The following is an 18,937-nucleotide window of genomic DNA, read 5'->3' as shown; positions in this document are numbered from 1 at the left end:
TCTTATGCCGATGATCGAAAACTCACTGATGATTTTGCTGCTCTGGGCGGTGCTTGGCTATTTGATTGGCTCGATCCCATTTGGCGTAGTGGTTGCGCGGGTGATGGGCCTTGGCAACCTACGCGACATCGGATCAGGCAATATCGGTGCGACGAATGTTTTGCGCACGGGATCGAAACCCGCGGCTGCGGCGACCCTTATCCTTGATGCTGCAAAGGGCGCTGTTGTTTTGCTTTTGGCGCGAAAGATCAGCGGAGAAGATGCCGCTCAGATTGCAGCCCTCGCTGCGATGTTTGGGCATTGCTTTCCTGTTTGGTTGAAGTTCCAAGGTGGCAAAGGTGTCGCCACGTTTTTGGGTATCCTATTGGCCTTCGCATGGCCCGTCGGCATTTGCGCCTGTATTGCTTGGCTGATTGGCGCTGCAATCACACGGGTTTCCTCAATGGGGGGGATCGTGTCGGCGGCGTCTTCCAGTGTTCTTGTGATCCTCCTTGGGTATGGGATGGGGTATTTCCTATGTATCCTGCTCACCATTATCGTCATTTGGCGCCACCGAGAGAACATCGCGCGCATTCGGGCAGGAACGGAACCCAAGATCGGCCAAAAGGGGTGATCCCCTACCGAAACGGTCAGCCGATAGTGGAGATATCTAAATGAAATTTTACGCCCTCATGTGCGCGGCTATGTTCGCCACCCCCCTCGCTGCACAAAGCTTTGATGTCTCCTTGGGCGGCAAAACGCTTGGGACGCTTAGCTATTCCCAAAACGGCGGCGCCAAGACGCTCAAATCCACGCTTAACAACACGCCATTGGGTGTTTTCAATGGCACCTTTCACGGGTCCAGCAAAAAAGGCGTGTTTACGGGCGATAGCAAATCTTCGCGCAAACAGCGCCGTGTCGAGGTCAGCATTGCCAAAAATCGCGCGGTTTCGACCAAGGTCACACCACAGGCAGAACTGACCGAGCTTTCGGATCCCGCTCTTGTCGTTGGTCAGGTCACCGATCCTGTTCAGGCAATAGGATCATTGATCAATGCGGGCGGCTGCCCAGACAAATTAAACCTCTACGATGGTCGTCGGGTTGTGCATCTTGAGCCCACGGGAGACACGGTCACCGGAAGCGCCCGAACCTGTTCAATGTCTTACAAAGTCGTTCAAGGCCCCGGTCATCTAAGCCCTCTCAAAATTTCTTCAGCCAAGATGAAATTAACCTATGACGGTTCATCTTTACAAAAGATCGAGATTTCATCAGGCCTGTTCAAGCTCAGGTTGGACCGGCAGGACTAACCCAATTGCCTGAGATTTCTGTCATTACAGAAATTACTTGCATCTCAGATGAATTCTGGTATTTCTGTTCATACAGAAATTAAAGAACGAGTCGCTCCGATGCACCTGACACCAGCCATGCAGAACTTTATCCTCCACTGGGGGGACATGGGCGCCAAATGGGGCACCAACCGTTCAGTGGCACAAATCCACGCGCTGCTGCACATCGCTCCTGACCCGCTGAGTGCGGATGAAATCTGCGATCTACTGAACTTGGCCCGCTCAAACGTTTCGACCGGATTGAAGGAGCTGCAAAGCCTTGGCATGGTCAAATCACAGCGCAAATTGGGGGATCGCCGCGATCACTTTACCTCGATCCGCGACATGTTTGACCTGACCACCACCGTCATCGAAAGCCGCCGCGAGCGGGAATATGTTCCCACCCTGCGCGCCCTCGAAGAGGTGCAACGCGAAGCCGAGCAAGACGCAACACCCCCTGCCGTAAAGGCCCGCATTAAAGAGACGCTAGAAACGATGCAGATGTTTGACAACTGGTACACGGATGTCACCCGCCTGCCCCGATCCGTACAGATGGCCGCGATCAAACTGGGCGGTCGCATCGCCCGCTTTTTGCCAAAAGGCAAAGACAGCTAAAACTTTTACCCACTTATTTCTGTTATGACAGAAATGAATGATAAAACAGAAAGGAACTGACATGCAAAACCCCATCGTCGCTCCGCCGCTCCCCTATCCGCATCGCTATATCGTTGATCCGGTTGCATTCTTTATCGCACTGATTGGCGGTCCGATTTTGTTTACCGCGACGTCCTTCTGGTTGTTATTCATACCCGTTTTCGCCCTAGCTTTTGGCGGTCCGGTTTATCTGGTAATCGGGCTACCCGTTTTGCTGTGGTATCTACGCCACCATGATGCAGAGCCTAGCGATTTGGCCTTCCTCGCTTTCATTGTCATTTCCTTTTTCATGCTCTTGGTGGTGCTCGTCGCAGTGGCCACAGACGATGAAGATCTATTCGGCATGGGCCTTTGGTATACTGGCTTTGGCATGATCTTTGGGCCCGCATGGGCGTATTTCTTTGGCTTCATCTACAGAAAACTACGCCGCGATTTCTACGCCAAGCCCCGCAAATTCTAATTCATCACACACAATCAACAAAAGGAACGAACTCATGATTGTACTTGCCGTCCTTTACATCATCCTCGGCTTTGGAGCCTTAACCGCCCTTGCCGCCATGATCCTGCGCATTGGCACCTTACTAGGGCAATGCCCCGAAAGCAGCGCCGCCATCCGCGCCGCCGCAGTGACCATCGCAACCGGTTTCGCAGCGATTGGCGCAGGAGGGGTCATTTTGATCGGCGCCGTGCTGCCCCTTCTGAACGACGCGCCTATGGTAGGCTTTCTGGCCGCGCTGGGTTTCGCCGCGCTTTGCCTAGGTTTGGGTTTCACCCAAGCGGTCGGCACCCTTCGCGCCGTTATGCAAGATTATCAACGCAAAGATCCGGTAGCTGAACCAGCCTGATCAAAAGTTGATAAATCCAACGGGCCGGCCATTTTGGTCGGCCTGTTTTGGTGACTGCCCTCAATTTTCCACAATCCTCCCCTTTTTGCGCCACGCCACCCCAGCAGAATGCCCACACGCAACAAAGGAGCCAGAAATGACCGGACCGTTCACTGCCATCACTCAGGCATTTGTGCATATCTTCAACTTTTCGGGTCGTTCCACACGGTCCGAATTCTGGTGGCCCTACCTACTGTTCACGACAATCTATCTTGTCGCCACAGTTTTCGACGCGCTGACTTTCATTTCTTTGGTGCAACAACATGGACAAAACGCCATTCTTGAACTGGGTGCAGCTAGCTTTGCCTCACCGCTCATCGCCCTTGTTATTTTCGTCCCAATACTAAGCCTGTCGATCCGCCGTCTGCACGACGCAGGCTTTTCGGGATTTTGGCTTTTGATAAGCTTCATTCCGATCGTTGGCTGGCTGGCGCTATTTGTCATGTACCTACTGCCAAGCAGCGGCAAATCTGGCCTTCATGGCTCTCCGAAACAACCAGCGTTGAACAACCCCTCAGCGCCACCTGTTACCATAGATGCGCACAAACGGGCCATGCAGGGCTATGCCCTGTTGTTTGAAAAAGACAAAGAGGTAACGCCCGAAATGCAAGCCGCGCGCAAGGCCGAAATTTCTGAATACTACCGCAGCAAGGTTCTGAAACCCGCCGCGGCAGTATAAGAAAAATCAGTAAGAGAAATCGGAATAGATGCGGCTGATATCGCCGTTCCATTCACCGTTATAGCAGTCAATCAGCTCATCCGCTGGGACCTTGCCTGTCTCGACGCTTTCTTTCAGTGCATTCAGGAAATGTGTCTCGTCAGGGACCAAGCCACCCGCGCCACTGCGTGCACGCGCCTTTAGGCCAGCCTCGGACAAGGCGACAGTTTCGCGCGCCAGATCAATCATCTTTAGGCCGTTCACTTCGGCCTGAAGCCCCTCAACGGACGCCGCAACGCGCAGTTCTTCGCGGGTTTGCGCATCCCAGTCTTTGACCAAATCCCATGCCCCATCCAAAGCGGATTGATCATACATCATGCCCACCCAATAGGCTGGTAGGGCACAAAGACGCCGCCATGGGCCACCATCAGCACCGCGCATCTCAATGAATTTCTTCATCCGCGCTTCGGGGAATGCCGTTGTCAGATGGTCCGCCCAATCGCTCAGGGTTGGGGTCTCTCCGGGAAGGGCAGGCAGTTTGCCTTCCATAAAATCACGAAAGCTCATGCCCAGCGCGTCAACGTATTTACCGTCGCGGTAGACAAAATACATCGGCACATCGAGGGCGTAGTTCACCCATGCCTCAAAGCCAAAGCCCTCGTCAAAGACAAAGGGGATCATCCCTGTGCGCGCATCATCCAGATCACGCCACACGCGGCTACGCCATGATTTATGGCCGTTCAGCTTGCCCTCAAAGAAAGGTGAGTTCGCAAACAAAGCCGTCGCCACAGGCTGCAAGGCAACAGCAACGCGCATTTTCTGCACCATGTCTGCCTCGGATCCGAAATCAAGGTTCACCTGAACCGTACAGGTCCGGCGCATCATGACACGGCCCATTGTACCGACCTTGGTCATATAGTCGTTCATCAGGTTGTAACGCCCCTTGGGCATCAAATCCATTTGCTCATGGGTCCATTCAGGCGCGGCACCAAGGCCAATCCAGCCCACACCGATTTCGTCGGCGACGTCCTGCACTTCACGCAGGTGGGTGTTCACCTCGTCGCATGTCTCGTGAATTGTCTCAACGGGCGCGCCAGATAGCTCCAGCTGCCCCCCCGGTTCCAACGACACATTCGCACCGTCTTTTTCAAGGCCGATCAGCTTGCCTGCCTCTTCGACAGGGGCCCAGCCGTGGCGGTCCCGCAGCCCCTCAAGCATCACGCGGATCGAGCGATCACCCTCATAGGGCAGCGGCAAAAGCGTATCTTTGCAATAGCCGAACTTCTCGTGTTCGGTGCCGATACGCCATTGATCTTTGGGCTTACATCCATCGGAAAGATACTCGGCCAGTTGATCAAAATGTTCGATCGGGCCGCCGCCGGATTGGGGAATAGACATGGATGCGCTCCGCTATAGTGTGTTCCGCAGCCTTGCGGAGATTCTCAACTTCGTCAATGCAGCAAGGCATGGGCCGGACGCAAGGGGGAGCGTTCCCAAATCACAACTGCGTGGTTGCGATCAGACCGCAGCTCGCGCAGCATCCTTTCGGTTTTCAGACCGGGCAAGGTGGCAAAAGCATCAAACAAGGCGTCAGAACCTGCCGCGTTTACTGGAATAAGAACCGCATCTTGTTCTGGCGCGTCTAACCGCCAATGCGGGGGGCGTAACGTTGCATCGAGGCTCAACCGTTCAAGCGCGTTTAGCGCGACAACACCGCCGGTTAAAGGACCAAAATAGGCAATCTGCCCTTCATCCACCTGAACAGCACCCGGCCCGTCCCCTGCCCCGCGAAACCGCGCGCGTTGCACTCCGACCACAGCCAAAGCAACGCCCGCTAGGATTAAAGCCCACCCTGGTACAGACAGCAACAATCCCGGCCCCACGATCAGCCAAATACCAATCAAGGCAAGCCCAGCCCCAACCAGAACTTCGCGCCATTGCCAAAGAGCTGCCTTAGCCTCAGGTCTAAAAAACATCATCGTTTCCTTCCACCTTTAAAGGAGCCTTGAACAAAGCAATCTCGTATTCCCCGATGAGGTTAAAACCAATTCTTTCATAGGCTTTCGCCGCTATTTCATTCGCAGCAAACAATATGGCGGTTTTAACACCTTGGGCTTTTAGTTCAGCAAGTTGAAGCGCCACGGCGGCGCCTCCAAACCCGCGGCCTCGCCATACATCAGGAACATAGACGCCGCCGATCTGAACCGTGTCAGTTACTCGGGCATTTAGCGATGTCATCGCAACAGGCTCTCCGTTCAGCGCCAATATCCGCGCAGCATCATGCTGAGAAAACGTTTCAGCAGCCGCTTCACTGGTCGCCCCGTCAGTTGGCCTCATACCTGTATCCCGCGAATAGCCCTCAAACCATTTACACAAAAAACCCCTGTCCAAAGGGGTTGGCCTGCGCAATGTTAAATCCGAGGTATTCGGCTTGCGGAGTTCTTCAAGGTCTAACCGGTACAAAGGCTCGGTTTCTTTAACGGCAAAGGCCTCGATCTTTAGCCCTAATGCAGTGACCCAAGCATCAACCTGATCTGGTACACCTGTAATCCCCTCAACAGATCGCCCTGCCAGAACACGCGCGGCAGCATCCCAGAACTCTGGCCCTTGGTCCGGAGCCTGACACATCAAATAGCCCCCGTTGCTACAGGCAACTACAGCCTCGACACCTCGCGATCCTTTTAACCAATAGGTTGTCCCATAACGATGCTCGCTGTTCCTCACCCCGTACTGCGCCAGATTTCCACGAAGGAACATCGACGTCTCGGGATGCAGGGCTAGGAAGGCCTCCAAGGCAACAACATCGTCTGGGCCTACCTCTCGCAATAACCGAGCGGCTGTGGTCACACCCAATCCCCTAGGGCCTGCTGCCAAATCGTCATCGCGGCAACTGCTGCGGTATCTGCACGCAAAATACGAGGCCCCAAAGAAACCGAAGTTGCATAGTCCAGTGCTCTCAACCGGTCCCCTTCCTTTTGGGAAAAGCCCCCCTCTGGCCCAATAAAAATCGCCCATGGGCCTGCCGTATCCATTTGGCTTCCTATTTGGGATGCGGCGAGGGTCTCGTCACAAAACATGATGCGCCTGTCGGGGTTCCAATCATGCAACAGCCGATCAAAGCGAACCATATCAGCCACTTCGGGAACGTAGGTGCCCCCACATTGTTCAGCCGCCTCAACCGCATGGGCCTGCAAGCGATCGCGTTGAATACGGCCCGAATTGGTGAACTCGGTCTGCATCGGCACAATCCGCGCGGCGCCCATTTCTGCTGCCTTTTCCACGATAAAATCGGTTCGCGCCTTTTTGATCGGCGCAAAGCACAGCCAAAGGTCGGGCGGCATCTGCAACGGTTTCGTCTGCTCTTCACAGATTAGCTCACCCGCCCGCTTGCCAGCTTTGGCAATCGATGCACGCCATTCTCCGTCTTGGCCATTAAACAGCAGAACCTGCCCGCCAACAGCCTGTCGCATGACCCCAAAAAGGTAATGTGCCTGCCCCTTATCTAAAGGAACCGATTGCCCAACCCCTAAAGGGTGCTCTACATAAAGTCTAATTTTCGCGTCCATAAGGGTGGATATATGCAAGACAACGCCCCATCACCAGAGCCGAGCAACAATGGAATGGTTGCAGATGCCTATTCGGACAATTGGGTCGACCTATATGCGCCAGCGCCAACGCGCCCCTACCTACGGCTAAGCCGCGCGGACAGGCCCATCGGGACATGGTTACTCTTGCTGCCTTGCTGGTGGGGTCTTACCCTTGCGATGCTGTATGACGGTCAGCCGACATGGCATGATCTGTGGATATTTATTGGCTGCGCTATTGGTGCATTTCTGATGCGGGGCGCGGGATGTACATGGAATGACATTACTGACCGCGAATTTGACGCTCAGGTTGCGCGCACGCGGTCGCGCCCTATTCCCTCGGGGCAGGTCACTGTAAAAGGCGCAACAATCTGGATGGTGGTCCAAGCGGTCATCTCCTTTGCTATTTTGCTCACCCTTAATTCGGCTGCGATCCGCCTTGGCGTTCTGGCTCTTGTCCCTGTTGCGATCTACCCCTTTGCAAAACGGTTCACATGGTGGCCACAAATGTTCTTGGGCCTTGCTTTCAACTGGGGTGCGTTGCTTGCTTGGACCGCGCATACGGGGCGTTTGGACGCGCCTGCTGTTGTGTTGTACCTTGCGGGGATAGCGTGGACGCTATTTTACGATACGATCTACGCGCACCAAGACACCGAAGATGACGCGCTCATCGGGGTAAAATCCACGGCGCGGCTGTTTGGCGAAAACTCTGGTCAGTGGTTGCGCCGTTTTCTCATGGCCACGGTGGGATTGATGGGGCTGGCCGTTGTTTACGCCGTTCTGCCAAACGGATCGGTCTTTGCGCTGGCCCTCGCAATTTTGGGGCCTTGGGCGATGGGATGGCATATGGCGTGGCAATTGCGCGGGTTGGACATCCACAATTCGGCCAAAATGTTGCAACTGTTTCGCGTTAATAGGGATACCGGCATAATCCCGCTGCTCTTTTTCGCCGCAGCACTACTCCTGTGATTGCACCGCAGCCAGCAGCAGCGTAAACCAATGCCTAATAATTGAACCATTTCGAAAGTGACTATGCGCCTCTCTTCCATGCTCACAATTTTCCTGACGTTTGCCGCCGCCGCTGTTGTTGCATTGGTCGCCGCGAACTTTTCGGTAAAATTGATCGAAGACTCATCCGAAATCAGCGTCCGTGATGCGCTGGATGCCAAGGGCATGACATGGGCCGAAGTCGAAGCGAATGGCCTTCAGGTGTCACTATCTGGTGTTGCCGCCACCGAAGCAATCCGATTTGCCGCCCTAACCACTGCTGGATCAGTTGTCGACGCCGCGCGCGTGATCGACGACATGGGCGTCGCGGCCCAAGAAGCCCTAGCAGCGCCAAAATTTTCTGCCGAGGTCTTGCGAAACGATAGCGGCCTGTCGGTAATCGGTTTAATCCCCTCTAGTACGGACCGCGAATATGTGATCGCCCGCTTCAACAGCCTTGCTGGGGCAAACGATGTTACCGACCTGTTGGAAACCGCCGATTACCCCGCGCCAGATGGCTGGGAAAGCGCATTGGACTTTGCCCTCACCGCGATGAGCAGCCTGCCCCGTGCAAAAGTATCCGTCCAAGCACAAAGTGTTTCCATCACTGCGATCACAGATAGCGCACAAGAAAAGGCACAGCTGGTTCAAGACCTTAATCGTATGGCCCCTGATCAAATCTCGCTTACCTTGGACATCTCAGCGCCCCGCCCTGTTATCACACCTTTCACCACGCGGTTTCAGATCACAAAAGACGGTGCCAGCTTTGATGCCTGCTCGGCGGATTCAGAAAAAGCCGCCAAGCAAATCACAACAGCCGCGCAGAACGCTGGCGCGATCAATTCACGTTGTACCGTAGGTCTGGGTGTTCCTAGCCCACGTTGGGCGGATGCTGTCACCGCTTCAATCGATGCTTTGGCAAAACTTGGCGGCGGGTCTGTTACAATTGCTGATGCCGATATTTCACTGGTTGCGGCCGCTGGCACCAGCCAGTCCGAGTTCGACAAGATTGTTGGTGAGCTGGAAAACAGCCTGCCACCTTTGTTTGCGCTACAGTCCAAACTGCCCGAAAAGCAGGATCCAAACGCAGGCCCAGCCGAATTCACCGCCACCCTCAGCCCTGAAGGTCAGGTTCAGCTGCGTGGCCGCGTGAACGATATCGCCTTGCGCGAACTCACCACCAGCTTTGCAAAGGCCCGCTTTGGTTCGGACAAAGTATATTCCGCAACCCGCGTTGTTGATGACCTCCCCCTTGATTGGGCGACACGTGTCCTTGCTGGCCTTGAAGGGCTGGGGCAACTTAGCAATGGCGCCGTTACAGTCACCCCCGAAACATTGGTTCTATCCGGCAACACCGGAAACCCTGACGCCTCGACCGAGATTGCCTCGCTATTGGCAGGCAAACTGGGGGACAGCACGCCCTTTGATGTAAACGTCACCTACCAAAAGAAACTTGATCCGGTTTTGGGCCTGCCCACACCGGATGAGTGCGAAGCAGAGGTTGCTGCGATTGTAGCTGCGGGAAAGATCAACTTTGAACCTGGCTCTGCAACAATCGATTCCTCTGCTTTGGGCACGATGGATGATATTGCAACCGTACTGAAACGCTGCGGTGATCTGCGCCTCGAAATCCAAGGCTATACCGATAGCCAAGGCCGCGAAGAGATGAACCTCGCCCTGAGTCAAAGCCGCGCTGAATCTGTTCTGAACGAGTTGCGTGCGCGCAGAGTCGTTACCAAATCGTTCAAGGCGGTTGGCTATGGCGAGGAAAGCCCTGTCGCGGATAACGACACCGAAGCAGGCCGCGAAGCGAACCGGCGGATCGAATTCCGACTGGTGCGTCCAAAGACCGCTTCGACCCCCGATGAAACAACGCTGGAAACCGCCGCAGAAAACGGTGATACAGCTTCTGATACGACCACTGAAGAAAGCGCATCCGAATGAGCCGATTTGAATTTGTCCTCGCGACTGCCATCATTCTATTTGTTGCGTTTTGCATGGGTTGGTTTGCCAACTGGCTCTTGCACCGCTTTACCCGCGTTGCAGCAGACGACGTTGCCCAGCTGGACCGGATGAGCCAAGAACTGCATGAAGCAGAAGAAACCCGCGACCAAGCGATAACTTACCTGCAGCAACGCGAAGCAGAGTTAACCAATCAGCTATCCCAGACCGAAGCAGAGCTGCGCGCAGCCATGGATGGTCTGCGCGACGCTCGTCACGAAGCAGAAGAAATGCGCGCCTACATCGACAGCCAGCGCGCAGGGTAATCCCCGTTTAAGGAACAGTCATACAGGCGCATTTCGCCTGTTTGCTGATCTGATGAGAAGTGCTGCCCAAAACAAATGCGCCTAAATCACCCAAGCCCCGCCTGCCTGTAATAATCAGATCGGCGTTAACAGCTTGGGCCATCTCGGTCAGATCACGGGCCGGATCACCCTGCCCCACATTTACCTCAACCTGCTCAACCCCTGCATCCAGCGCAACCTTGCGAGCGCCATCAATCAATTTCTCTGCAGCTTCTTGCAACACCTCTTGGTGTGCAGCATTTGGGCCTACGTAAAATCCTGAAATCGCCTCAACAGCATGGGTGACTGTTTCATCGCGTGGCGTATGTGAAATATGCAAAGCGGCACCAAACTGGTTTGCCATCTCGCAAGCCATCAGCAATGCCCGTCCCGCTGATTTTGAGCCATCAACGCCAACAACAATCGAAGTGATCATTTCCCAATCTCCTTTGAGGAAGTTCGGAAATATTACCACAGGGCGTTTCGCTTTTGCCTTGATGTGGATCAACGATCAGGATCACCAGCGCTCTAACGCGGCCTCGTCTTCATCCTTGGCAGCCACCCACGCAGCGCCAGACGCGGATAATTCCCGCTTCCAGAAAGGTGCGCGCGACTTTAGATAATCCATCAGATAGGTTGCAGCCTCAAAGGCGTCTTTGCGGTGACGCGCAGCCGTTGCAACCATCATAATCATCTCACCTGGATGCAAACGGCCATGCCGATGGATCACCAGCGCGTCCCCTAAGGAAAACCGCTCTATCGCTTCCTTGGTGATGGTCGCAATCGCTTTCTCGGTCATGCCTGGATAATGTTCTATCTCCATCGCGTCCATTGGATCATCCGGTAGGTCGCGGACAATACCGGTAAAGGTAACGATCGCACCCATGTTCCGGTGGCCCGACGCAAAGGTCGTGCTTTCCTGCCCTAGATCAAACGGTTCGCTCTGGACTGATACACGCATCTTAGCCACCCGTCATTGGTGGGAAAAACGCAACTTCGCGGACACCAGCAAGGGGCGCATCAAAATCCGCAAGCTCTTGATCCAACGCAACACGCAGGGCTGAAAGATCCTCAAAGGCCACCGCGTAACGCTCTTCCTTTGTGCGCAATTGCGCGACCAGATCATTCACCGTGGCGGCATCTGTTTCGATGACCTCACGGGGGATCCCGATCCGTTCGCGGACCCAAGCAAAATACAACACATCCATTAGCGACCCTCCCTGAGGTGCGGCATAGCTTTCATCAAATAATCCCAGCCCGTAATGGCCGTAAGAGCCGCAGCAAGCCAAAGCATCCAAAGCCCGATCCGGCCAGACCATTCCATTGCAGCAGCTTTCCAAGCAAGGCCCAGAACGTCTTCTTCCTGCCCCGTCAGGATCGCATCAACCATATCGCTATCCATGCCATAGATGCTCATCCCTAGGTAATGTTCAAAAACACCTTGGCTAAACAGGACCGCAATGGCCGTCATTTGCAGGGCTGTTTTCCATTTGGCCAACTTGGTGACCTTTAGCGTGCCTGCGGTATCGCCTAGGTACTCACGCAGCCCCGAAACAAACACTTCGCGAAACAAAATCACCGTGGCAGGAAGGACCAGCCAAGGCGACCAGCTGGAGAAACCGATGATCACCATCAAGGCGATGACAACCATCGCCTTGTCAGCGATCGGGTCCAGCATCGCCCCCAGCTTGGTTTCCTGCTTCCACGCGCGCGCCAGATAGCCGTCGATCCAATCCGTTGCTGCTGCCGAGATAAACAACATCAACGCGAACCAATCGGCATAAGGGCGCGTAAAATAGAGAAACATGATGGCCACACAGGGGGCCGCGAGCAACCGCAAGACGGTCAGGATATTCGGTACATTCCACTTCATCTTTTTAACCTACACCGCAGCTCCAAAACGTAAAAGCACGAAGGTGAAAACAAAAGTGCCAGATTGGCATCATCCTTTCTCGTGGAAATAAGCATAGATTGTTTCAGCCAATGTGTCAGAGACGCCTTCGACCGCTTTTAGATCATGCAAATTTGCCCTGCTCACAGCCTTGGCCGATCCGAAATGCGCCAATAGGGCGCGTTTTCGTGTCGCCCCGACACCTGGTACATCATCTAACGGCGTCGCGCCCACCGCTTTGGCCCGTTTGGCACGGTGCGTGCCAATTGCAAAACGGTGCGCCTCATCGCGCATTCGTTGGACAAAATACAGCACTGGATCATTATGTCGCAGGGCCATGACAGGTTTGCCTGTGCGGTGGAACTCTTCTTTACCGGCATCGCGCTCCAGCCCTTTGGCCACACCAACCATCGGAATGTCTTCGACACCGAATTCCCGCATAATTTCGCGCACCGCACTCACCTGCCCTGCGCCCCCATCAATTAACAACAGGTCCGGCCAATGCCCCTCTTTGCGTTCTGGATCCTCTTTGATCAGACGTTTGAACCGACGTGTCAGGACTTCTTTCATCATGCCAAAATCATCACCAGGGGTGAGTTCATCACCGCGAATGTTGAACTTGCGGTACTGATTTTTGATCATCCCCTCTGCACCAGCGACTACCATCGCCCCAACGGCGAAAGCCCCCTGAATGTGCGAGTTGTCGTAAATTTCAATCCGCTCTGGCGTCTTGGGAAGCTCAAACGCCTCGGCCAGCCCTTTGAGGAGCTTTGCCTGTGTTGCGCTTTCTGCCAGCTTGCGCGCAAGGCTTTCGCGCGCATTGCGCAGCGCACCATCCACCAGCTCGGCCTTTTCACCGCGTTGAGGCACCAACAGCTCGACTTTTCGATCAATTTTGGAACTCAAAGCCTCGGCCATCAGATCAGGGTTTTCGATTTCATTGCTGAGGATCAACTGGCGCGGTGGATCACGTTGATCGTAAAACTGGCCGATAAACGCCTCAAGCACCTCTGCCTCACCCACATCCGCACCAACCCGTGGGTAATAATCGTGATTACCCCAGTTTTGGCTAGAGCGGATAAAGAACACCTGAACACAAGCCTGCCCACCGATCATATGCAAAGCGATGACATCGGCCTCAGTAACACCTTTGGGGTTGATGCCCTGCGTTGTCTGCACCTGCGTCAACGCCTTGATCCGGTCGCGCAATGCCGCCGCCCGCTCAAACTCCATCTCATCCGAGGCCTTGCCCATTTCAGCGGCCAGCCGCGTTTGGATGCCTGTGCTTTTCCCGGATAGGAATTTCTTGGCGTCATCGACAGTCTGGGCGTAATCCTCGGCGCTGATCTTGCCCACACAAGGCGCGGAACACCGTTTGATCTGATACTGAAGGCATGGCCGTGTGCGCGTTTCAAATTGCGAGTTCGAACAATCGCGCAACAAGAAAACCCGCTGCAACTGATTAAGCGTCCGGTTCACCGCCCCAGCACTGGCAAAAGGGCCATAATACGCCCCTTTTTCCTTTTTCGCACCGCGGTGTTTTTTGATCTGGGGATAGTCGTGGCGGTCCGTCACCAAAATATTGGGAAAGCTTTTGTCGTCGCGCAACAGCACATTAAACTTTGGCTTTAACTGTTTGATCAGGTTCTGTTCTAGCAGCAAAGCTTCGGTTTCAGTCTTGGTCGTTAGGAACATCATCGACGCTGTATTGTCGATCATCCGCGCGATCCGCGCACTGTGGCCCGTGGGGCGCGCATAGCTACTTACCCGCGCTCTGAGATTACGCGCCTTACCCACATAGAGAACGCGGCTTTCGCTATCGAGCATCCGATAAACGCCCGGAGAGCCATCCAGCGTCTTCAGATATGCCTGAATGACCTCATGGCCAGTGGCAGGGGTGTTATCAGCTTCAGGCATCTCGCTTCGATTCTCCGTTTCTCTCCACGTTACGCTAATAGATACAAGCAAAAACATGTCCACTTTTACTGTGGATAACTCTGTCTATAAGTATTGGACGCCCTTGATTTTTCTTTAAATTCTAAACACTTCGTTAACGTGGTTAAAAATTAGGCGCTCACTTAAGCAACTGATTTAAATAAGTATTTTTATTTCACCCATGTAAAACAACCCTTAACAGGCAAAGGTTGTACCAAATTCGTGCCATTTCTAGGGGTACGTGCAGAACTTTTTTCCCATGGCGTTATTCCACACCCAAAACATCTGGTGTTTTCCACCCTAAATGCTGCCCGCCATCTGTACAAATCAGCTGCCCTGTCACGCTTGGCGCGTCCAGAAAATAGCCCAACGCAGCGGTGACATCACTTGGATTTGCCCCCCGTTTTAGAATTGTCGCCCCCCGCTGAGCGGCAAAATGCGCGCTGGATTGACGGCTGCCCTGAAGTGTTGGTCCCGGCCCTATGGCATTCACGCGAATGGCCGGCGCCAAGGCCTGAGCGGTGGTTTGCGTCAACGTCCAAAGCCCCATCTTGGCCAAAGAATAGGTCATAAACTCTGGGGTGAGTTTACGCACCCTTTGGTCCACCATATTTACAACCAAACCTGTGGCAATCGCTTCTCCGGCCTCATCCACTGCGGCATCCAGATTTTGTGCTGCCATCGCTTGGGTCAGAACCAAAGGCGCGCGCAAGTTGGAATTTAGATGCCTGTCCCAGCTTTCTCGCGTTGCGCTGGATATCGAGTCATATTCAAAAATTGATGCATTGTTCACCAGACAGGTGATTACCCCGCCCAAAGCCTTTGAGGCTGCCGGCAAAAGCTCTTCCATCTCATCGACATTCAACAGGTCTGCTTTGATCGCAACGGCATTGCGCCCTTTGCCTTTGATCTGGCTTACGACCTCATCCGCCTCAACTGCTGAAGTTGCGTAATGCACCGCCACATCAAAACCCCGATCTGCCAGATACAATGCCATAGCACGCCCCAGCCGCTGCCCTGCGCCCGTTACCAATGCTCGCTTCATTAGATCGCCCTTTAGCCAGCAAGAACCACAAACAGATAAGTGGCATATAATACCGTTAACACGATCCCCCAAAGGCGGGTCAGGTTCTGCTTTAGATAGACAAACGGCACCAGCAACAGCGATGCCCCCAACATGACCCAGAGATCAAATTGCAAAAACTCGGGATCAACATGAATAGGCCCGACAAGGCTGGCAACACCGATAATGGCCAGCAGGTTAAACATGTTTGAACCAATAACATTGCCAAGCGCAACGTCCGCTTGTCGGCGCAGCGCGGCCATGACGGTTGTCGCCAATTCAGGCAGCGAAGTCCCGATTGCGACGAGGGTCAGCCCGATAACTGTATCGCTAACACCAAATTCCTTTGCGATGATTGTCGCATTGTCGACCAGCAGACCAGCCCCCAAAGGCAGGCCGATCATCCCAAGGATCAAAAACAATCCGATCCGCCAAGTTGGCATATCAGGATCAACCCCTTCCAGATCATCCTCTTCGGACCCAGCACAGGCAGCCCCATCTTTTTGATGCGCCAGCGCATCGCTAGCCGCATCAAACAACATAGCCCCAAGAGCCGCCAACAAAGCGAGGGCTGCAATCCAGTCAAAAACACCGCGATAGGCCAGCGCAATGAACAGCAGCGTGGCCGAGATCATATGATTATAGGACTTGCGCGTATTGCATTCAGACGTGTGCATCGTCGCCAGCAACGCCGGCACCCCCAGCACCAGCAAAACATTGGCCGTGTTTGACCCGACAACATTCCCCAATGCGATACCGGGAACATCATCCAAAACCGCTTTGATCGAAATCAGCAGCTCTGGCGCAGAAGTCCCAAAGGCAACAATCGTCAAACTGACGATCAACGCGGGAATCCCGATCCGCAAACTCAGGTTAACGGCACCTTTGACCAGCGCATCACCCGCCAACAACAAGATAAGCAAGCCAAGCCCAGATAGTAACCACGCAGCGATCATCCCCGCTTACCTCCACAGGCACAGGGCCCTTTGCCAATGCGGTAACGTCCACATGAACGGCATTTGCGTTGGGTCAGCGCCTTGCCGCCAATCCAATGCATCTTACCAAACCAGCCCAAAACGCCGATAAAAACCAAAAACAGAGCAACTATCTTTAAGATCATACTACAACCCAAATCGCGCAAATTGCGCACGCTCTTCTACACCGTGCAGCACATCACCGACAATCCGCGCTCCAAACCGGTCGAGCATCCCTTTTTTCGCACCATAGCGGCGCAGCTTGACCTTTTTGCCAAACCGCTTTGTCAGATGAGGTTTCAGGTGATCAATCCCGTCGATCAGCCCGACCTCGATTGCCTTGCGCGCCAGCCAGATTTCACCCGTAAACAGATCACGATCCTCAGCCAGCTTACCTAGGCGGCGGCTTGCAACATGCTCTTTGAAATTAACGTGAATATCTTCAAGCAGCTCTTTCAGGCGAGCCACATCCTCTGCCTTTTCAGGGCGGAAAGGGTCCAGCATGGATTTGGAGTTTCCCGCAGTATAAACCCGCCGCTCTACCCCGTTTTTCTCCATCAGCTCGTGCAAGCCAAAGCTGGCCGAAATAACGCCGATAGAACCAACAACCGAAGACGCGTCAGCGTAAATCTCATCCGCAGCCGCAGCCAGCCAATATCCCCCCGAAGCAGCAACATCTTCGACAAAGGCGATAACCGGAATTTCCTTTTCCTCGGCCAGTCGACGGATGCGCGCACCGATCAACGACGACTGCACCGGACTTCCCCCGGGAGAGTTCACTTCCAAGGCAACTGCGGCAGGTTTGCCTTTCGAAAACGCTTTTTCGATAACAGGCGCAAGGGTTGCATCATTCAGCGCACCGCGCCCTGATGAACCGATCGCACCGGATAGGCGGATCACTGCGACCGTTGGGTCGCTTTTTATAAAGGGAAGCCATTGTTTCATGGTTCACATGTAGAGCGCCCCGCGCGCCGCAACAAGGAGGTGCGCGAGATTATTGGCGGATGCGCCAGCCTGTCTTGAAGATCCACCAGATCACGCCAAGGCATAGGGCCGTGAACGCGCTAATCGCGAACAAGCTAAGCCCAATGGAAACATCTGCCTGCCCAAAGAAGGACCACCGGAAGCCGGAAATCAGGTAAACCACTGGGTTAAAATGGGAAATCACCTGCCAAACAGGCGGAAGCATCGAGATTGAATAAAAAGATCCCCCCAAGAACACCAAGGGCGTGATGATCAAAAGCGGCACCAGTTGCAGCTGCTCAAAGCTGCCCGCCCAGATGCCTATGATGAACCCCATCAGCGCAAAACTGATGCAAGTCAGCACCAGAAACCCGATCATCGCGAAAGGATGCTGGATTTGAAAATCCACAAATAGATAGGCCGTCGCAAGGATAATGACACCAATAAACAATGCCTTAGTCGCCGCAGCACCGACATATCCGATCACGATCTCCAGAAAATTTACCGGTGCCGAGAGCAATTCAAAAATGGTTCCGATGAACTTTGGGAAATAGATACCAAAACTTGCGTTAGAAATTGCTTGGGTGATCACGCTGAGCATAATCAAACCCGGCACAATAAACGCCGCATAAGAAACGCCTTCGACTTCCTGTATTCGGCTGCCAATCGCCGCGCCAAACACCACAAAATACAATGAGGTCGACAAAACAGGCGAGATAAAGCTTTGCGCGATGGTGCGGAAAAACCGTGCCATTTCAAAAAAGTAGATAGATTTAATAGCTGTCCAATTCATGACGCCTCTCCTTCGTGAACAAGGTCCACAAAAATATCTTCAAGGCTTGATTGCCGTGTAACCACATCACGCAAAACCAATCCAGCTGCGGCAACATCAGCCAATAGCTGGGTGATCCCAGTCCGTTCGCCTTTGGTATCATAGGTATAGATCAGTGCACTGCCATCAGCAGACAGCCTTAGCGCATCCGACATCAGATTTTCAGGCACTTCGGTGATCGGGGCAGACAGTTGTACTTCCAGCTCTTTCTTGCCCATGCGCGCCATCAGCTTTTCTTTGTCTTCGACCAATAGGATTTCACCAGAGGCAATAACCCCGACACGATCCGCAATCGCCTCGGCTTCCTCGATGTAGTGGGTTGTCAGGATGATCGTTACGCCATCCCGCTTTAGCTCGGCGACGATTTCCCACATGTCACGGCGCAGCTCTACGTCCACTCCGGCTGTGGGTTCATCCAGAAACAGCACCCTTGGTTCGTGGCTAAGGGCCTTTGCAATCAGGACGCGACGTTTCATACCGCCTGACAATTCGCGAATTTGGTTGTTGCGTTTGTCCCATAGAGACAGCTGTCGCAAGATTTTCTCGATCAGCGCCGGATTGGACGGTTTTCCAAACAACCCGCGAGAGAACTTAACCGTATTGATGACCTTCTCGAAAGGTTCCAGATTGATCTCCTGCGGCACCAACCCGATGATCGAACGCGCTTGGCGAAAGTTTTCGACCGTATCAAAACCACCGACACGCACGGTTCCCGATGTCGCGGTCGTAATCCCACAAGCCGTTGAAATAAGAGTGGTTTTGCCAGCTCCATTGGGCCCCAACAAGGCAAGAATTTCGCCCTCGTTGATTTGCAGGTCTACACCCTTCAAAGCCTCAAAGCCATCTGCATAGGCTTTGCGCAAAGATGAAATTTCAAGAATATGAGTCATATAGACCTCCCGCTAGGTCCGGCCTAGGTAGAC

The 18,937-nt window shown here is 53.9% G+C and carries 23 protein-coding genes; 9 read left to right on the top strand and 14 right to left on the bottom strand.

What is annotated here, in order from left to right:
• The first annotated feature begins 4 nt into the window (after positions 1-4).
• From plsY to Z948_RS18040, 6 genes are all read left to right on the top strand, one after another.
• Positions 5-613, top strand: a complete 609-nt coding sequence (gene plsY / locus Z948_RS0111090) for a glycerol-3-phosphate 1-O-acyltransferase PlsY (RefSeq protein WP_025059637.1) — start codon at positions 5-7, stop codon at positions 611-613.
• Between the two features lie 40 nt (positions 614-653).
• Entirely contained in the window at positions 654-1,286 is a 633-nt protein-coding gene (locus tag Z948_RS0111085) for a hypothetical protein (RefSeq protein ID WP_025059636.1), read from the top strand.
• A gap of 99 nt (positions 1,287-1,385) precedes the next feature.
• Entirely contained in the window at positions 1,386-1,919 is a 534-nt protein-coding gene (locus Z948_RS0111080) for a GbsR/MarR family transcriptional regulator (RefSeq protein ID WP_025059635.1), read from the top strand.
• A 61-nt stretch (positions 1,920-1,980) separates the two neighbouring features.
• Positions 1,981-2,418: a hypothetical protein gene (locus Z948_RS0111075; RefSeq protein ID WP_025059634.1), complete on the top strand. Its 438-nt coding sequence runs from the start codon at positions 1,981-1,983 to the stop codon at positions 2,416-2,418.
• 34 nt (positions 2,419-2,452) lie between these two features.
• Positions 2,453-2,803 (top strand): hypothetical protein, encoded by a 351-nt coding sequence (locus Z948_RS0111070; protein ID WP_025059633.1) that lies wholly within the window; start codon positions 2,453-2,455, stop codon positions 2,801-2,803.
• Between the two features lie 136 nt (positions 2,804-2,939).
• Positions 2,940-3,521, top strand: coding sequence for a DUF805 domain-containing protein (locus Z948_RS18040; RefSeq protein ID WP_025059632.1), 582 nt, complete (start codon positions 2,940-2,942; stop codon positions 3,519-3,521).
• A 6-nt stretch (positions 3,522-3,527) separates the two neighbouring features.
• Here the strand turns inward: Z948_RS18040 and Z948_RS0111060 are convergent, their stop codons facing one another.
• From Z948_RS0111060 to Z948_RS0111045, 4 genes are read right to left on the bottom strand one after another with little or no spacing between them, the layout of a single operon-like run.
• Positions 3,528-4,898 carry a glutamate--cysteine ligase gene (locus Z948_RS0111060; protein ID WP_025059631.1) on the bottom strand — a complete coding sequence of 457 codons (1,371 nt, stop codon included), beginning with the start codon at positions 4,896-4,898 and terminating at the stop codon, positions 3,528-3,530.
• 53 nt (positions 4,899-4,951) lie between these two features.
• On the bottom strand, positions 4,952-5,479 hold the full coding sequence (locus Z948_RS0111055) for a hypothetical protein (RefSeq protein ID WP_025059630.1): 528 nt from the start codon (positions 5,477-5,479) through the stop codon (positions 4,952-4,954).
• Positions 5,466-6,347: a GNAT family N-acetyltransferase gene (locus Z948_RS0111050; protein WP_025059629.1), complete on the bottom strand. Its 882-nt coding sequence runs from the start codon at positions 6,345-6,347 to the stop codon at positions 5,466-5,468. The genes Z948_RS0111055 and Z948_RS0111050 overlap by 14 nt, the downstream gene beginning before the upstream one ends.
• Entirely contained in the window at positions 6,344-7,066 is a 723-nt protein-coding gene (locus Z948_RS0111045) for a 16S rRNA (uracil(1498)-N(3))-methyltransferase (protein ID WP_025059628.1), read from the bottom strand. The genes Z948_RS0111050 and Z948_RS0111045 overlap by 4 nt, the downstream gene beginning before the upstream one ends.
• A gap of 12 nt (positions 7,067-7,078) precedes the next feature.
• Here Z948_RS0111045 and ubiA point away from each other — a divergent pair, with 12 nt between their 5' ends.
• The 3 genes from ubiA (at position 7,079) to Z948_RS0111030 (ending at position 10,338) form a co-directional block, all read left to right on the top strand.
• Positions 7,079-8,053: a 4-hydroxybenzoate octaprenyltransferase gene (ubiA, locus tag Z948_RS0111040; RefSeq protein WP_025059627.1), complete on the top strand. Its 975-nt coding sequence runs from the start codon at positions 7,079-7,081 to the stop codon at positions 8,051-8,053.
• A 63-nt stretch (positions 8,054-8,116) separates the two neighbouring features.
• Complete coding sequence (locus Z948_RS0111035; protein ID WP_025059626.1) at positions 8,117-10,015, top strand: OmpA family protein; 1,899 nt, start codon at positions 8,117-8,119, stop codon at positions 10,013-10,015.
• Complete coding sequence (locus tag Z948_RS0111030; RefSeq protein WP_025059625.1) at positions 10,012-10,338, top strand: hypothetical protein; 327 nt, start codon at positions 10,012-10,014, stop codon at positions 10,336-10,338. The genes Z948_RS0111035 and Z948_RS0111030 overlap by 4 nt, the downstream gene beginning before the upstream one ends.
• A 7-nt stretch (positions 10,339-10,345) precedes the next feature.
• On the opposite strand, the gene Z948_RS0111025 is transcribed toward Z948_RS0111030, so the two are convergent.
• From Z948_RS0111025 to Z948_RS0110975, 10 genes are all read right to left on the bottom strand, one after another.
• Positions 10,346-10,792, bottom strand: a complete 447-nt coding sequence (locus Z948_RS0111025; RefSeq protein WP_025059624.1) for a universal stress protein — start codon at positions 10,790-10,792, stop codon at positions 10,346-10,348.
• An 81-nt stretch (positions 10,793-10,873) separates the two neighbouring features.
• The gene (locus Z948_RS0111020) at positions 10,874-11,317 is read right to left on the bottom strand and encodes a molybdenum cofactor biosynthesis protein MoaE (RefSeq protein ID WP_025059623.1); all 444 of its coding nucleotides are present in this window, start codon (positions 11,315-11,317) and stop codon (positions 10,874-10,876) included.
• Between the two features lies 1 nt (position 11,318).
• The gene (gene moaD, locus Z948_RS0111015; protein WP_025059622.1) at positions 11,319-11,564 is read right to left on the bottom strand and encodes a molybdopterin converting factor subunit 1; all 246 of its coding nucleotides are present in this window, start codon (positions 11,562-11,564) and stop codon (positions 11,319-11,321) included.
• Positions 11,564-12,229, bottom strand: coding sequence for a CDP-diacylglycerol--glycerol-3-phosphate 3-phosphatidyltransferase (pgsA, locus tag Z948_RS0111010; protein ID WP_025059621.1), 666 nt, complete (start codon positions 12,227-12,229; stop codon positions 11,564-11,566). The genes moaD and pgsA overlap by 1 nt, the downstream gene beginning before the upstream one ends.
• 69 nt (positions 12,230-12,298) lie before the next feature.
• On the bottom strand, positions 12,299-14,164 hold the full coding sequence (uvrC, locus tag Z948_RS0111005; protein ID WP_025059620.1) for an excinuclease ABC subunit UvrC: 1,866 nt from the start codon (positions 14,162-14,164) through the stop codon (positions 12,299-12,301).
• A gap of 283 nt (positions 14,165-14,447) precedes the next feature.
• Positions 14,448-15,227 (bottom strand): SDR family oxidoreductase, encoded by a 780-nt coding sequence (locus Z948_RS0111000; RefSeq protein ID WP_025059619.1) that lies wholly within the window; start codon positions 15,225-15,227, stop codon positions 14,448-14,450.
• Between the two features lie 11 nt (positions 15,228-15,238).
• Complete coding sequence (locus Z948_RS0110995) at positions 15,239-16,201, bottom strand: calcium/sodium antiporter (protein ID WP_037952221.1); 963 nt, start codon at positions 16,199-16,201, stop codon at positions 15,239-15,241.
• A 165-nt stretch (positions 16,202-16,366) separates the two neighbouring features.
• The gene (locus tag Z948_RS0110985; RefSeq protein ID WP_025059616.1) at positions 16,367-17,164 is read right to left on the bottom strand and encodes a S49 family peptidase; all 798 of its coding nucleotides are present in this window, start codon (positions 17,162-17,164) and stop codon (positions 16,367-16,369) included.
• A gap of 49 nt (positions 17,165-17,213) precedes the next feature.
• Positions 17,214-17,975, bottom strand: a complete 762-nt coding sequence (locus tag Z948_RS0110980) for an ABC transporter permease (RefSeq protein WP_025059615.1) — start codon at positions 17,973-17,975, stop codon at positions 17,214-17,216.
• A complete protein-coding gene (locus Z948_RS0110975; RefSeq protein ID WP_025059614.1) occupies positions 17,972-18,904 on the bottom strand; it encodes an ABC transporter ATP-binding protein in 933 nt (310 codons plus the stop codon). The genes Z948_RS0110980 and Z948_RS0110975 overlap by 4 nt, the downstream gene beginning before the upstream one ends.
• Between the last annotated feature and the right edge of the window lie 33 nt (positions 18,905-18,937).

Origin of the sequence: Sulfitobacter donghicola DSW-25 = KCTC 12864 = JCM 14565 (assembly GCF_000622405.1) — a bacterium.
In the GTDB taxonomy this organism is placed as follows: domain Bacteria; phylum Pseudomonadota; class Alphaproteobacteria; order Rhodobacterales; family Rhodobacteraceae; genus Sulfitobacter; species Sulfitobacter donghicola.
This window is presented reverse-complemented; position numbering and strand designations above follow the sequence as displayed.